14 protein-coding genes and 1 pseudogene are annotated in these 13,869 nt (G+C 69.4%); 14 read left to right on the top strand and 1 reads right to left on the bottom strand.

What is annotated here, in order from left to right; genetic code table 11:
• Positions 1-56: 56 nt before the first annotated feature.
• The 10 genes from ACFWB8_RS23785 (at position 57) to ACFWB8_RS23740 (ending at position 10,866) form a co-directional block, all read left to right on the top strand.
• A complete protein-coding gene (locus ACFWB8_RS23785) occupies positions 57-989 on the top strand; it encodes an ABC transporter permease (protein WP_385230573.1) in 933 nt (310 codons plus the stop codon).
• Positions 982-1,929, top strand: coding sequence for an ABC transporter permease (locus ACFWB8_RS23780; protein WP_385230493.1), 948 nt, complete (start codon positions 982-984; stop codon positions 1,927-1,929). Before ACFWB8_RS23785 ends, ACFWB8_RS23780 begins: the two co-directional genes overlap by 8 nt.
• Before the next feature lie 20 nt (positions 1,930-1,949).
• Positions 1,950-2,996, top strand: coding sequence for an ABC transporter ATP-binding protein (locus tag ACFWB8_RS23775; RefSeq protein ID WP_385230570.1), 1,047 nt, complete (start codon positions 1,950-1,952; stop codon positions 2,994-2,996).
• Entirely contained in the window at positions 2,989-4,041 is a 1,053-nt protein-coding gene (locus tag ACFWB8_RS23770) for an ABC transporter ATP-binding protein (RefSeq protein WP_385230489.1), read from the top strand. The genes ACFWB8_RS23775 and ACFWB8_RS23770 overlap by 8 nt, the downstream gene beginning before the upstream one ends.
• 133 nt (positions 4,042-4,174) lie before the next feature.
• On the top strand, positions 4,175-5,113 hold the full coding sequence (locus ACFWB8_RS23765; protein ID WP_385230486.1) for a GNAT family N-acetyltransferase: 939 nt from the start codon (positions 4,175-4,177) through the stop codon (positions 5,111-5,113).
• Positions 5,114-5,220: 107 nt separating this feature from the next.
• Positions 5,221-6,849 carry an ABC transporter substrate-binding protein gene (locus ACFWB8_RS23760; RefSeq protein ID WP_385230483.1) on the top strand — a complete coding sequence of 543 codons (1,629 nt, stop codon included), beginning with the start codon at positions 5,221-5,223 and terminating at the stop codon, positions 6,847-6,849.
• A gap of 31 nt (positions 6,850-6,880) precedes the next feature.
• Complete coding sequence (locus ACFWB8_RS23755; RefSeq protein WP_385230480.1) at positions 6,881-7,804, top strand: ABC transporter permease; 924 nt, start codon at positions 6,881-6,883, stop codon at positions 7,802-7,804.
• Positions 7,797-8,804, top strand: coding sequence for an ABC transporter permease (locus ACFWB8_RS23750; RefSeq protein ID WP_385230477.1), 1,008 nt, complete (start codon positions 7,797-7,799; stop codon positions 8,802-8,804). Before ACFWB8_RS23755 ends, ACFWB8_RS23750 begins: the two co-directional genes overlap by 8 nt.
• Before the next feature lie 12 nt (positions 8,805-8,816).
• Complete coding sequence (locus ACFWB8_RS23745) at positions 8,817-9,800, top strand: ABC transporter ATP-binding protein (RefSeq protein ID WP_385230474.1); 984 nt, start codon at positions 8,817-8,819, stop codon at positions 9,798-9,800.
• Positions 9,793-10,866: an ABC transporter ATP-binding protein gene (locus ACFWB8_RS23740; RefSeq protein ID WP_385230471.1), complete on the top strand. Its 1,074-nt coding sequence runs from the start codon at positions 9,793-9,795 to the stop codon at positions 10,864-10,866. The genes ACFWB8_RS23745 and ACFWB8_RS23740 overlap by 8 nt, the downstream gene beginning before the upstream one ends.
• On the opposite strand, the gene ACFWB8_RS23735 is transcribed toward ACFWB8_RS23740, so the two are convergent.
• Complete coding sequence (locus tag ACFWB8_RS23735; protein ID WP_385230468.1) at positions 10,856-11,383, bottom strand: DinB family protein; 528 nt, start codon at positions 11,381-11,383, stop codon at positions 10,856-10,858. The two genes, ACFWB8_RS23740 and ACFWB8_RS23735, sit on opposite strands and share 11 nt — an antisense overlap.
• Before the next feature lie 336 nt (positions 11,384-11,719).
• Here ACFWB8_RS23735 and ACFWB8_RS23730 point away from each other — a divergent pair, with 336 nt between their 5' ends.
• From ACFWB8_RS23730 to ACFWB8_RS23715, 4 genes and pseudogenes are all read left to right on the top strand, one after another.
• Entirely contained in the window at positions 11,720-11,914 is a 195-nt protein-coding gene (locus ACFWB8_RS23730; RefSeq protein WP_385230466.1) for a hypothetical protein, read from the top strand.
• A 23-nt stretch (positions 11,915-11,937) separates the two neighbouring features.
• A complete protein-coding gene (mshB, locus tag ACFWB8_RS23725) occupies positions 11,938-12,834 on the top strand; it encodes an N-acetyl-1-D-myo-inositol-2-amino-2-deoxy-alpha-D-glucopyranoside deacetylase (RefSeq protein WP_385230463.1) in 897 nt (298 codons plus the stop codon).
• Positions 12,831-13,214, top strand: a complete 384-nt coding sequence (locus tag ACFWB8_RS23720) for a DUF6113 family protein (protein WP_385230460.1) — start codon at positions 12,831-12,833, stop codon at positions 13,212-13,214. The genes mshB and ACFWB8_RS23720 overlap by 4 nt, the downstream gene beginning before the upstream one ends.
• A 195-nt stretch (positions 13,215-13,409) precedes the next feature.
• Positions 13,410-13,869, top strand: a pseudogene (locus ACFWB8_RS23715) (hypothetical protein); the annotation flags it as partial.

The raw sequence follows: 13,869 nt of genomic DNA, 5'->3' as shown, positions 1-13,869 counted from the left end.
GTGCGTGGCGAAAGGGCCCGTCCGGCTGCGCCTGCCGCATCTTCTACGGAGGCATGATGGGGCGCTATGTCGCACGACGACTGCTCCAGATGATCCCGGTCTTCTTCGGGACGACCCTGCTCATCTTCTTGATGGTGTACAGCCTGCCCGGCGACCCCGTGGCCGGACTCTTCGGGGACAAGGGCACCGACCCCGCCACATTGGCGAAGCTCAGGCACGAGCACGGCCTCGACCTGCCGATCATGCAGCAGTACTGGAACTACATCTCGGGCATCCTGTTCCACTTCGACTTCGGGCACCAGATCCGCAGCGGACGTGAGATCACCGATGTCCTCGCCAGCGCCTTCCCGGTCACGCTCCGGCTGGCCTTCTTCGCGTTCGCCATCGAGATCGTTCTGGGCCTGACCCTCGGGATCCTCGCCGGCCTCAAGGCCGGCAAGCTGGTGGACAACCTGATCCTGATCCTGACCCTGCTGATCATTTCGATGCCGGTCTTCGTCCTCGGCTTCATCGTCAAGTCGGTGTTCGCCTTCCAGCTCGGCTGGATCGACCCGAACGTCAGCAACGACGAGACGTGGGGCGAACTGATCGCGCCGGCCATCGTCCTGGGATCGCTGTCCCTGGCCTACGTGGCCCGCCTGACCCGCACCTCGATGGCCGAGAACCTGCGCGCCGACTACGTGCGCACCGCGATCGCCAAGGGCCTGCCGAAGCGCCGGGTCATCGGTGTGCACCTCATGCGCAACTCGATGATCCCCGTCGTGACCTTCCTGGGAACCGACATCGGCGCCCTCATGGGCGGCGCCGTCGTCACCGAGGGCATCTTCAACGTCAAGGGCGTCGGCGGTCTGATCTACGACTCGATCGTCCGCCGCGAAGGCCTGACCGTGGTCGGTGTCGTCACCGTCCTGGTCGTGGTCTACCTGATAGCCAGCCTGCTCGTCGACCTCCTCTACGCGGTCATGGACCCGAGGATCCGGTATGCCTGACATGACCAAGACCGAGCCCGCGACCTCCGAGGCCACCGCGGCGCCCGCCGCGCCCGTGGCCCCGGAGAAGGCCGAGAAGGCGCGCAGCCTCTGGGGCGACGCCTGGGCCGACCTGCGTCGCAACCCGTACTTCCTCGTGTCCTCGGCGTTGATCCTCGTCCTCCTGACGATCGCGACCTTCCCGGGCTGGTTCACCAGCGTCGACCCCACCAAGGGCGACCTGGTCCACCACTTCCTCGCGAAGCCCGAGCTGTCCAAAGTCGGTTCGCCCGAGTGGCTCGGTTACGACGGCCAGGGCCGCAGCGTCTACGCGCGCCTCATCTACGGCACCCGGGCCTCGATCATCGTCGCCGTCGCCGTGACCGCCATCGTCACCGTCGTCGGTTCCATCACGGGCATGATCGCCGGCTACTTCGGCGGCCTGACCGACGCGATCATGTCGCGCATCACCGACATCTTCTTCGGCATCCCGTTCCTGCTCGGCTCGATGGTCGTCCTCCAGGCCTTCACCAAGCGCACGGTGTGGACGGTCGTCTTCGCCCTGGCCTTCCTCGGCTGGACGCAGATCAACCGCGTCATGCGCGGCGCGGTCATCACCGTGAAGCAGGCCGACTACGTGCACGCGGCGAAGGCGCTGGGCGCCGGCACCACCCGGATCCTGATCCGGCACATCCTGCCGAACGCCATGGCTCCGGTGATCGTGGTCTCCACGATCGCGCTGGGCGGTTACGTCGCCGCGGAGGCGACCCTGTCCTACCTGGGTCTGGGTCTCGCGTCCCCGACCATCTCGTGGGGCGTGGACATCTCCGCCGGTGCCGCGCAGATCCGAGTGGCGCAGCACATCCTGCTGTACCCCTCGATCATCCTCAGCATCACCGTCCTCGCCTTCATCATGCTCGGCGAAGCGGTCCGCAACGCCCTCGACCCCAAGCTGCGCTGAGGAGGGCGTAAGTGATCACCATGGACAACACCAGCAGTGTTCCCTCCCCGCGTGACGGGGACCAGCAGGCGCCCCTTCTCGAAGTGCGTGACCTGCACGTCGAGTTCCACACCCGCGACGGCGTGGCCAAGGCCGTCAACGGCGTGAACTACAGCGTGGCCGCCGGCGAGACCCTCGCGGTCCTCGGCGAGTCGGGCTCCGGCAAGTCCGTGACGGCGCAGGCCATCATGGGCATCCTCGACATGCCCCCCGGCAAGATCCCGCAGGGCGAGATCCTCTTCCGCGGCCAGGACATGCTCAAGATGAGCTTCGAGGAGCGGCGCAAGCTCCGCGGCCGGAAGATCGCCATGATCTTCCAGGACGCGCTGTCTTCGCTGAACCCGGTGCTCACCGTCGGCTACCAGCTGGGCGAGATGTTCCGCGTCCACCAGGGGCTGTCGAAGAAGGAAGCCCGCGTCAAGGCCATCGAGCTGATGGACAAGGTCAAGATCCCGGCGGCGAAGGAGCGTGTGGACGACTACCCGCACCACTTCTCCGGCGGTATGCGCCAGCGCATCATGATCGCCATGGCGATCGCGCTGGAGCCGGACCTGATCATCGCGGACGAGCCGACGACGGCGCTGGACGTCACCGTCCAGGCCCAGGTCATGGACCTCCTCGCCGAGCTCCAGCGCGAGCTGAACATGGGTCTGATCCTGATCACCCACGACCTCGGCGTCGTCGCCGACGTCGCGGACAAGATCGCGGTCATGTACGCCGGCCGGATCGTCGAGACCGCCCCGGTCCACGAGATCTACAAGGCGCCCGCCCACCCGTACACCCGCGGCCTGCTCGACTCGATCCCGCGCCTGGACCAGAAGGGCCAGGAGCTCTTCGCGATCAAGGGCCTGCCGCCCAACCTGCTGAGGCTTCCCAGCGGGTGTTCGTTCAACCCGCGCTGCACCGCCGCGCAGGACGTCTGCCGCTCGGAGGTCCCGCTGCTTCAGGTGGTCAGCGCGCAGGACGGCACCGAGCTGCCGGGCCGCCGCAGCGCGTGCCACTTCTGGAAGGAGCAGATCCATGGCTGAGCCCACCGGGAACGCCCCCGAGCGCGAGCCGATCCTCCAGGTCCGCAACCTGGTCAAGCACTTCCCGCTGACCCAGGGCATCCTGTTCAAGAAGCAGGTCGGCGCGGTCAAGGCGGTCGACGGGATCTCCTTCGACCTGTACCAGGGCGAGACCCTCGGCATCGTCGGCGAGTCCGGCTGTGGCAAGTCCACCGTCGCCAAGCTGCTGATGAACCTGGAGCGCGCCACCGCCGGCGAGGTCTTCTACAAGGGCCAGGACATCACCAAGCTGTCCGGCCGGGCCCTCAAGGCCGTCCGCCGCAACATCCAGATGGTGTTCCAGGACCCGTACACCTCGCTGAACCCGCGCATGACGGTCGGCGACATCATCGGCGAGACCTACGACATCCACCCCGAGGTGGCCCCCAAGGGCGACCGCCGGCGCAAGGTCCAGGAACTCCTGGACGTCGTGGGCCTCAACCCGGAGTACATCAACCGGTACCCGCACCAGTTCTCCGGCGGCCAGCGCCAGCGCATCGGCATCGCCCGAGGCCTCGCGCTCAACCCGGAGATCATCATCTGCGACGAGCCGGTCTCCGCGCTCGACGTGTCGGTGCAGGCGCAGGTCATCAACCTGATGGAGAAGCTCCAGGACGAGTTCAACCTGTCCTACATCTTCATCGCGCACGACCTGTCGATCGTGCGGCACATCTCCGACCGCGTCGGCGTCATGTACCTGGGCAAGATGGCCGAGATCGGCACCGACGCCCAGATCTACGAGCACCCGACCCACCCGTACACCCAGGCACTGCTCTCCGCCGTGCCGGTGCCGGACCCGGAGGCCCGCGCCCACCGCGAGCGGATCATCCTGACCGGTGACGTCCCCTCCCCGGCCAACCCGCCGTCGGGCTGCCGCTTCCGCACCCGCTGCTGGAAGGCCGAGGAGAAGTGCTCCACCGAGGAGCCGCTGCTGGCGATCCCGCAGCGCTTCAAGGGCGTGGACAGCCCGGCCGCGCACGAGTCGGCGTGCCACTTCGCGGAGGAGAAGGCCGTCCTGGCCGTCTGACCCCCGCAGAGGCGTACCACCCAGGGCGCCCGGCACCGGATCTCTCCGGTGCCGGGCGCCTCGGCGTTCGCCCGTACGCCCGTGACGGGAAAGCCGGTTGCACCCGCCCGCCGCGCGGACGGAGAGTGGGCCGATGACCACCACGCTGACCGTACGGCCCGCCGGGCCCGGCGACGCCGCGGACATCTGCGCCCTGCTCAACGCCGTGGACGTGATCGAGATCGGCCGCCCGGAGACCGACCTGGGCACCGTCGAGGCCGACCTCCTGCACCCCGACGTCGACCTCGCCACCGACTCCTGGCTCGCCTTCGCCGACGGACGGCTCGTCGCCTACGGCCTGGTCTGGGCCGACTCGGGCCCGGGCCGCGTCGATTGCGACCACTACGTACTGCCCGGCCACGACGAGGCCGCCGCCCGGCTGCTGGAGCTGATGGAGGTCCGGGCCCACGAGATGAACGGCGGGGAGCGGGAGGGCCGGCTGCGGCTCCAGCTCAACGTGGAGCCCACCCTCGACCTCGGCCTCCTCGCCGCCCGCGGCTACCGCAGCGTACGCCGCTACCAGGTGATGACCCGGGCGCTCGACGAGGGCGCCGCCGCAGCCCCGGCCCCGCCCGCCGGGCTGACCCTGCGCCACTGCGGGGCCGACGCGGCCGACCGCCGCCGGGCCCACGCCCTGATCGAGGAGACCTTCACGGCGCACCACGGCCACGTGGCGCGCCCGTACGAGCCCTGGCTGGACCACATCGACGGCCGGCGCCTGGACTGGTCGCTGGTCTGGATCGCCACCCTGCCCGGCCACGGTGACGTCGGGGTCCTGCTGACCCGCGACGACCGCACCAGCATGGCCTGGATCAACAACCTCGGCGTACGGAAGGACCTGCGCGGCCGCGGCATCGGCGCGTACCTGCTGCGCCACGGCTTCGCCGCCTACGCGGCGCGCGGCCGCGACACCCTGGGCCTCGGCGTGGACACCCACAACGAAACCGGCGCGCTGGCGCTGTACGAGGCGCACGGCATGGCGCTGCACTACGCGGTCGACACCTGGGAGCTCCCTTTGCACTCGCAGGGGTGATAGGCGCTCGGCGAGCGGGTGCAATCGGTCCAACCAGGATTGCACGCCACCCCTCATGGGGTGACATTGGCCCCAAGTGAATCTTGGGACCCAGTAGGAGGCACTCCATGCGCGGAGCCACCCACGCCAAGTGGGCCGCTTGTGCGGCGGCCGTCGCCCTCGCGGCGACGGCCTGCGGCGGCGGAAGCGACAGCGGCGGGGGCGGGGCCGAGGGAATCGTCAGCTCCTCCTGGGGTGACCCGCAGAACCCGCTGGAGCCGGCCAACACCAATGAGGTGCAGGGCGGCAAGGTCCTCGACATGCTCTTCCGGGGTCTGAAGCGGTACGACCCGAAGACCGGCGAGGCCAAGAACATGCTCGCCGAGAAGATCGAGACGACCGACAGCCAGAACTTCACGATCACGCTGAAGGACGGCTGGAAGTTCAGCAACGACGAGCCGGTCACCGCGCAGTCCTTCGTGGACGCCTGGAACTACGGGGCGGACGTCCGCAACAAGCAGAACAACTCGCCGTTCTTCTCCGACATCGTCGGCTACGCGGACCTGCACCCGGCGTCGGGCGAGCCCAAGGCCAAGACGATGTCCGGCCTGGTCGTCAAGGACCCCAAGACCTTCACGGTCGCCCTGAAGGAGAAGTTCTCCACCTGGCCCGTAACGCTGGGCTACCAGGCCTTCTCCCCGCTGCCCAAGAGCTTCTTCACCGACCACGCCGGATGGCTGAACAAGCCCGTGGGCAACGGCCCGTACACGGTGGACTCGTACACCAAGGGCACCGGCATGAAGCTGCGCAAGTGGGACGGGTACCCCGGCGAGGACAAGGCGCAGAACGGCGGCGTGGACCTCAAGGTCTACACCGACAACAACACCGCCTACACCGACCTGATCTCCGGCAACCTCGACCTCGTCGACGACATCCCGGCGCAGCAGCTGAAGAACGTCAAGAACGACCTCGGCGACCGCTACATCAACCAGCCGGCCCTCATCATCCAGACCCTCACCTTCCCGCTGTACGACCCGCAGTGGAGCAAGGAGGGCACGGAGAAGGTCCGCCGCGGCATCTCCATGGCGATCAACCGCGACGAGATCACCAAGCAGATCTTCCGCGAGACCCGCACTCCCGCCAAGGACTGGACCTCGCCGGCCCTCGGAGAGAAGGGCGGCTTCAACGCCACGCTCTGCGGCGACGCCTGCAAGTTCGACCCGGCGGCGGCCAAGAAGCTCATCCAGGAGGGCGGCGGCCTCCCCGGCGGCAAGGTCACGCTGACCTCCAACGTGGACACCGGATCGCACCGCGACTGGATGGACGCGGTCTGCAACAGCATCAACAACACGCTGGGCGAGGGTCCGGTCTGCACGGTCAACCCCATCGGCACCTTCGCCGACTTCCGCAACCAGCAGAGCAGCTACAAGCTGACCGGCCCCTTCCGCTCCGGCTGGCAGGCCGACTACCCGCTGATCCAGAACTTCCTGGAGCCGCTGTACTACACCAACGCCTCGTCCAACTACGGCAAGTTCAACAACGCGGACTTCGACAAGCTCATCGACGAGGCCAACCGGCAGAGCGACACGGCGAAGGCCACGGCCACGTTCCAGGACGCCGAGAAGATCCTCGCCGAGCAGATGCCGTCCATCCCGCTCTGGTACCAGAACGGCAGCGCCGGACACTCCGAGCGGATCTCGGACGTGGCGCTCAACCAGTTCAGCGTCCCCGTCTACGACCAGATCAAGGTCAGCTGACCCACGTTTCGGATCGATCCTGGAGCAGTCCATGGGACGTTATGTGATCCGGCGGCTGCTCCAGATGATCCCGGTGTTCATCGGCAGCACGTTCCTGATCTTCTTCATGGTGTACGCGCTCGGAGACCCGGTCGCGGCCCTCTTCGGCGACAAGGCGCCCGACCCGGCCACCGCCGCGCGCATCCGCAAGGACCTCTACCTCGACCAGCCCCTGTGGAAGCAGTACCTCCACTACATGGGCCAGATCTTCCAGGGCGACTTCGGCACGGCCTTCAACGGCCAGTCGGTCACCGAGCTGATGGCCAGCGCCTTCCCCGTCACCCTGCGGCTGACCATCGTCGCGATCTTCTTCGAGATCGTCATCGGCATCACCCTCGGCGTGATCAGCGGACTGCGCCGCGGCAAGTCCGTCGACACCTCGGTGCTGGTGCTCACCCTCGTCGTCATCTCCGTGCCGACGTTCGTGACGGGCTATCTGCTCCAGTACCTCTTCGGCGTCAAATGGGGCTGGGTCCGGCCCACCGTCTCCCCGGACGCCCCCTTCAGCGAACTGATCCTGCCCGGCATCGTGCTCGCGCTGGTGTCCCTCGCCTACGTCACCCGGCTCTCCCGCACCTCCATCGCGGAGAACGTCAAGGCCGACTACGTGCGCACCGCCGTCGCCAAGGGCCTGCCGCGCCGCCGGGTCGTCACCCGCCACCTGCTGCGCAACTCGCTCATCCCCGTCGTCACCTTCATCGGCACGGACATCGGCGCCCTGATGGGCGGCGCCATCGTCACCGAGCGGATCTTCAACATCCACGGGGTCGGATACCAGCTCTACCAGGGCATCCTGCGCAACAACTCCCCGACGGTGGTCGGCTTCGTGACCATCCTCGTCATCGTCTTCCTGCTGGCGAACCTGCTCGTCGACCTGCTCTACGCGGTCCTGGACCCGAGGATCCGTTATGCCTGAGCACACCGGGCCCGCCTACGACCCGCTGCAACCCGGAGAGGGGGAAGCCATCGCCCCCACCGGCCAGGGCGGCCCCATGGATCTGGCGCTGGACGAGGCCGAGAGCCTCGAGAAGACCCTCGGCGACGCGACCACCGGGCCGGGGCCGCAGGAGAAGCCCCGCTCCCTGTGGTCCGACGCCTGGCACCAGCTGCGCCGCAACCCCGTCTTCATCATCTCCTCGCTGATGATCCTCTTCCTCGTGATCATCTCCATCTGGCCGCAGCTCATCGCGAGCGGCGATCCGCTGCAGTGCGACCTGTCCAAGTCGCAGCAGGGCTCTTCCCCGGGCCACCCCTTCGGCTACGACACCCAGGGCTGCGACGTATACACCCGTACCGTCTACGGGGCCCGCGCCTCCATCACCGTGGGCGTCTGCGCCACCCTCGGCGCCGCCCTGCTCGGCTCGCTGCTCGGCGGGCTCGCCGGGTTCTTCGGCGGCTGGGGCGACGCACTGCTCTCCCGGGTCGCGGACATCTTCTTCGGCATCCCCGTCGTCCTCGGCGGCCTGGTCTTCCTGTCCGTGGTCACCAGCACCACCGTCTGGCCGGTCGTCGGCTTCATCGTGCTCCTCGGCTGGCCGCAGATCGCCCGCATCGGCCGCGGCTCCGTCATCACCGTCAAACAGAACGACTACGTCCAGGCGGCCCGGGCCCTCGGAGCCGGCAACGGCCGGATGATGCTCCGCCACGTGGCGCCCAACGCCATCGCCCCCGTCATCGTCGTCGCCACCATCGCGCTCGGCACCTACATCGCGCTGGAGGCCACGCTGTCCTTCCTCGGCGTGGGCCTGCGCCCGCCCACCGTCTCCTGGGGCATCGACATCTCCAACGCGGCCTCGCAGATCCGCAACGCCCCGCACATGCTGCTCTGGCCGGCGGGCGCGCTGAGCCTGACCGTGCTCGCCTTCATCATGCTCGGCGACGCGGTGCGCGACGCCCTCGACCCCAAGCTGCGCTGAGGAGTCCCGCACATGCTGCTCGAAGTCCGCGACCTGCACGTGGAATTCAAGACGCGCGACGGAGTCGCCAAGGCCGTCAACGGCGTCAACTACTCGGTGGCCGAGGGCGAGACGCTCGCCGTGCTCGGCGAGTCCGGCTCCGGCAAATCGGTGACCGCCCAGGCCGTGATGGGCATCCTCGACATGCCGCCGGGCCGGATCGCGGGCGGCGAGATCCTCTTCAAGGGCAAGGACCTCCTCAAGATGAAGGAGGACGAGCGCCGCAAGGTCCGCGGCGCCGAGATGGCGATGATCTTCCAGGACGCCCTGTCCTCCCTGAACCCGGTCCTCAGCGTGGGCGCGCAGCTCGGCGAGATGTACGAGGTGCACCGCGGGATGTCCCGCAAGGACGCCAAGGGCAAGGCCGTCGAGCTGATGGACCGGGTGAAGATCCCGGCCGCGAAGGAGCGGGTGGGGGACTACCCGCACCAGTTCTCCGGCGGCATGCGCCAGCGCATCATGATCGCCATGGCGCTGGCCCTGGAGCCCTCGCTGATCATCGCGGACGAGCCGACGACGGCCCTGGACGTCACCGTCCAGGCCCAGGTGATGGACCTGCTGGCCGAGCTCCAGCGCGAGCTGAACATGGGCCTGATCCTGATCACCCACGACCTGGGCGTGGTCGCGGACGTGGCCGACAAGATCGCGGTGATGTACGCCGGCCGGATCGTCGAGGCGGCGCCCGTCCACGAGATCTACAAGGCGCCCGCGCACCCGTACACGCGCGGCCTGCTGGACTCCATCCCGCGCCTGGACCAGAAGGGCCAGGAGCTGTACGCCATCAAGGGCCTGCCGCCGAACCTGCTGGCCATCCCGCCCGGCTGCGCCTTCAACCCCCGCTGCCCGATGGCGCGGGCGGTGTGCCGCACCGACGTCCCGCCGCTGTACCGGGTGACCGAGTCCCCGGTGGAGCGCACCAGCGCCTGCCACTTCTGGAAGGAGTGCCTCCATGGCTGAGTCCCTTCTGGAAGTGAAGGACCTCGTCAAGCACTACCCGCTGACCCGGGGCGTCCTCGTCAGGAAGCAGGTCGGCGCGGTCAGGGCCGTCGACGGGGTCTCCTTCGACCTGAGGGCCGGCGAGACCCTCGGCATCGTCGGGGAGTCCGGCTGCGGCAAGTCCACGGTCGCGAAGATGCTGGTCAACCTGGAGCGCCCGACCGCGGGCGCGATCAGCTACAAGGGCGAGGACATCACCAAGCTGTCCGGCAGGGCCCTCAAGGCCGTCCGCCGCAACATCCAGATGGTGTTCCAGGACCCGTACACCTCGCTGAACCCGCGCATGACGGTCGGCGACATCATCGGCGAGCCGTACGAGATCCACCCCGAGGTGGCCCCCAAGGGCGACCGGCGCCGCAAGGTCCAGGACCTGCTGGACGTGGTCGGACTCAACCCGGAGTACATCAACCGCTACCCGCACCAGTTCTCCGGCGGCCAGCGCCAGCGCATCGGCATCGCCCGCGGGCTCGCCCTGCAACCGGAGGTCATCGTCGCGGACGAGCCCGTCTCGGCCCTCGACGTGTCCGTCCAGGCGCAGGTCATCAACCTGATGGAGCGGCTGCAGAACGAGTTCGACCTCTCCTACGTCTTCATCGCCCACGACCTCTCGATCGTCCGTCACATCTCGGACCGGGTCGGGGTGATGTACCTGGGGCGGATCGTCGAGATCGGCACCGACACCCAGATCTACGACCACCCCACCCACCCGTACACCCAGGCGCTGCTGTCCGCGGTGCCGGTCCCGGACCCGGAGGCCCGTGAGGGCCGCGAGCGGATCATCCTGACCGGCGACGTCCCCTCCCCGGCCAACCCGCCGTCCGGCTGCCGCTTCCGCACCCGCTGCTGGAAGGCCCGGGAGCGCTGCGTCGTGGAGGTACCGCTGCTGGCGGTCCCGGAGGTCTTCCCTTCGGGGCCGGCGGCCCACCCCTCGGCCTGCCACTTCGCGGCCGAGAGGCAGGTGGTCCCGCCCGCGGCCCCGCCCCCGCCGCCGACTCCGCCCCCGCCGACCCCGCTGACTAAGGAGTGACCCGCCCGGGCTCCAGCAGCAGGCCCAGCTGGCCGAGGTGGGCGAGGGAGTCCGCCAGCTGCCCGGCCAGGCGCTCCTCCACGGTCTGCGCCGTGCCCAGCGTGGGGCTCGGGGCGATCCGGGCGTGGTCCTCGGCGGGAGCCGCCGCCAGGTACGCCTCCACCCGCGCGTGTACGGCGTCCAGGTAGCCCGTCAGCAGCGCGGCGCCCGGCGCCCCGGCCCCGCGGAAGGCGGCCGCCTGCGCGGCGGTGTGCCCGTAGCCGGTGTCCGCCGGGTCCGCGGGGCGGCCGAAGCGCTCCGCCCAGCCCTGGGACACGTACAGCTGGGGGAGTCCGGCGATCTCCGAGAGGTTGCGGTCCTGGCCGCGTGCGATGTGCCACACCAGCCAGGCCGGACTGTTCGCTTCCGGGTCCCCGGCGGGCCCGGTGGGGACCCGGCCGGCCATGTCGGCCATACGGGTGGTTTCCTCCCGTACCCGCCGGAACAATGACAACGCCAGGCTCTGCCAGCCGCTCATTTCTCGCCACCCCCGTGAAGCCGGTCCGGACACCGCAGCCGCCACCGTAACGCGGTTTACACGCAGGCAACTTGCCCGTTTCTGCCCCGAGATCCGGGGCGGGCAGCCTGAGAACCGTGCGGCCGTGCGGGTGCCGACAGCCGGCCGGGGAGGCGTACAGCCTCCCCGGCCGGCGTTTTCGTGCCCCCGGCCGTGCGCGGCATGCGCCCCTCGTGCTGCCGGAATTCGATCGATGCGCTGGTACGGATAGTTATGATCCGTAGCGCACGGTGGGTATGAGTCTGCCGAGCATTGAGTACGCCTACCGATATCCGCTCGACGTGGAGGTGAAACGCCGTGGCACTCTCGATCTCGGCCGTGGTGCTGCTGGCGGTCATCGTCTTCCTACTGGTCCGCAGGTCGGGCCTGAAGGCGGGACACGCGGTGGTCTGTGTACTTCTCGGCTTCTACCTGGCGAGTTCGACCGTCGCCCCGACGCTCGATCAGCTCACCACGAACGTGGCCAGCATGATCAGTGGCCTCAAGCTGTAGGACTCGCCTCGTAGGCTTGGCCCATGAACGGTCTTCCCGCCCGGCGCCTCCTCCTCGTGCACGCGCACCCGGATGACGAGTCGATCAACAACGGCGTCACCATGGCCAAGTACGCGGCCGAAGGTGCCCATGTCGCCCTGGTGACCTGCACCCTCGGAGAGGAGGGCGAGGTCATCCCGCCCGGCCTCGCCCACCTTGCGGCCGGCCGGGACGACACCCTCGGCGCGCACCGCGTCGGCGAGCTCGCCGCGGCGATGGCCGAACTGGGCGTCACCGACCACCGGTTCCTCGGCGGCCCCGGCCGCTTCCGGGACTCCGGGATGATGGGCACCGAGCAGAACCGCCGTCCGGGCGCCTTCTGGTCCGCCGAAGTCGACGAGGCCGCGGCGTACCTGGTGGAGGTCATCCGCGAGCTGCGCCCCCAGGTCCTCGTCACCTACGACCCCGACGGCGGCTACGGGCACCCCGACCACATCCAGGCCCACCGCGTCGCCATGCGGGCGGCGGAGCTGGCCGCGGAGCCGACGTACCGCCGCGACCTCGGCGCCCCGCACGAGATCGCGAAGATCTACTGGAACCGGGTCCCGCGCTCGGTCGTCGAAGAGGGCTTCGAGCGCCTGCGCGGGGCCGGGGCGCAGGTGCCCTTCCCGGGGCTGGCGAAGCCGGACGACGTGCCCGGGGTGGTGGCCGACGAGCGGATCACCGCCGAGATCGCGGCAGATGAGGCCGTCGTGGCGGCCAAGGCGGCCGCGATGCGGGCCCACGCCACCCAGATCGCCGTGGACGGCCCCTTCTTCGCGCTCTCCAACGACCTCGCGCAGCCGCTGTTCGCCCGCGAGTACTACGAACTGGTCGCGGGCGAGCCGGGAGCCCCGGCGGGCGAGCGCGAGCGGGACCTCTTCGCGGGGGTGCCGGCATGAGCGGGACGCTGACGCCGGGACGGATCGCCGTCCTGCTGGGCCTGTTGGTCGCGGGGGTGCTCATCGGCGTGGCCGGCTGGCTCGTGGTGGACCTGTGGTTCCCGGGCGGGCTGGTGCTGGCGCTGCTGGCCCTCTTCGGGCTGTTCCTGGGCGGCCGGATCGCGGTCGGGACCGGGATCGGCGTGGGCATGGGGGTGATCGGCTGGTTCCTCGCCTACGTGATGCTCAGCGTGCCCAGGCCGGAAGGCGACTTCCTGCTCAGTTCTGTCGGGATCGGCATGTATGCCTACCTTTTGGGCGGTGCCGCGCTGGCTGTGATGTGCGCCACGATGCGCGGGGCTGCGGATCGGCCGGTTTCGGCCGTGCGGCCCGGCAGGTGAAGTGCCGCTGAACTCCGCCGAAGTGCGGGTTGACGGGTCGTCGAGGGCCGCTCGGGAGGCGCTTGAAGGGGGTCAAGGGGAACCCTTCATTCCCCGGAGTCAGTTGCGGGCGGGCGGCGGCCAGTATGGTGGACCGGCCGCCGAGCTGCCCGCGCACGGTATGACGGGCGGCGGAGCCAACCGGGAGAACCTGCCTTGAGTCGTGAAACCGACAGTTCGTCCTCCGGGCCCAAGGGGCGCGGTGGAGCCGCCTACCCCTCGGGTACGCCGCCGTATGGAACCGGCCAGTATCCGTCCACGGACGCTGCGGCGACCGCCTCGGAGGAGAACTCTGTGACTGCCAAGCCGTCCACGCCCGATTCCGACGGGCCGAAGACCGAGACCACCCTGACGACCCGGATCCGGATCAACATCCCGGGTTCGCGGCCGATTCCGCCCGTGGTCGTACGCACACCCGTCGCCACGCCCGCCGAGCCGAAACCCGAGCCGGCCCCCGAACCCGTCGCCGAGCCCGAGCCGACCCCGGCGCCGGCCGCGCAGGACGAGACGGCCAGCAACTGGTTCGCCCCGCGCAAGGCGGCCGCACCGCCGCCCCCGCCGCAGGGCGTCGCGGGGCCGGGGGCCGGTGTCCCCGCGGGCCCGAGTCAGTTGTATA

The organism is Streptomyces sp. NPDC060031 (assembly GCF_042736805.1).
Lineage (GTDB): Bacteria > Actinomycetota > Actinomycetes > Streptomycetales > Streptomycetaceae > Streptomyces.
Note: the sequence above shows the minus strand (reverse complement) of the source record. Positions and strands in the feature narration are given on the sequence as shown.

What these genes read in the sequence shown, in the direction of transcription:
- ACFWB8_RS23770 (WP_385230489.1), top strand. Translation starts at nt 2,989, where the DNA reads ATGGCTGAGCCCACCGGGAACGCCCCCGAGCGCGAGCCGATCCTCCAG.
- ACFWB8_RS23720 (WP_385230460.1), top strand. Translation starts at nt 12,831, where the DNA reads ATGAGCGGGACGCTGACGCCGGGACGGATCGCCGTCCTGCTGGGCCTG.
- ACFWB8_RS23765 (WP_385230486.1), top strand. Translation starts at nt 4,175, where the DNA reads ATGACCACCACGCTGACCGTACGGCCCGCCGGGCCCGGCGACGCCGCG.
- ACFWB8_RS23745 (WP_385230474.1), top strand. Translation starts at nt 8,817, where the DNA reads ATGCTGCTCGAAGTCCGCGACCTGCACGTGGAATTCAAGACGCGCGAC.
- ACFWB8_RS23780 (WP_385230493.1), top strand. Translation starts at nt 982, where the DNA reads ATGCCTGACATGACCAAGACCGAGCCCGCGACCTCCGAGGCCACCGCG.
- ACFWB8_RS23755 (WP_385230480.1), top strand. Translation starts at nt 6,881, where the DNA reads ATGGGACGTTATGTGATCCGGCGGCTGCTCCAGATGATCCCGGTGTTC.
- ACFWB8_RS23785 (WP_385230573.1), top strand. Translation starts at nt 57, where the DNA reads ATGGGGCGCTATGTCGCACGACGACTGCTCCAGATGATCCCGGTCTTC.
- ACFWB8_RS23760 (WP_385230483.1), top strand. Translation starts at nt 5,221, where the DNA reads ATGCGCGGAGCCACCCACGCCAAGTGGGCCGCTTGTGCGGCGGCCGTC.
- ACFWB8_RS23750 (WP_385230477.1), top strand. Translation starts at nt 7,797, where the DNA reads ATGCCTGAGCACACCGGGCCCGCCTACGACCCGCTGCAACCCGGAGAG.
- ACFWB8_RS23775 (WP_385230570.1), top strand. Translation starts at nt 1,950, where the DNA reads ATGGACAACACCAGCAGTGTTCCCTCCCCGCGTGACGGGGACCAGCAG.
- ACFWB8_RS23740 (WP_385230471.1), top strand. Translation starts at nt 9,793, where the DNA reads ATGGCTGAGTCCCTTCTGGAAGTGAAGGACCTCGTCAAGCACTACCCG.
- mshB (WP_385230463.1), top strand. Translation starts at nt 11,938, where the DNA reads ATGAACGGTCTTCCCGCCCGGCGCCTCCTCCTCGTGCACGCGCACCCG.
- ACFWB8_RS23735 (WP_385230468.1), bottom strand. Translation starts at nt 11,383, where the DNA reads ATGAGCGGCTGGCAGAGCCTGGCGTTGTCATTGTTCCGGCGGGTACGG.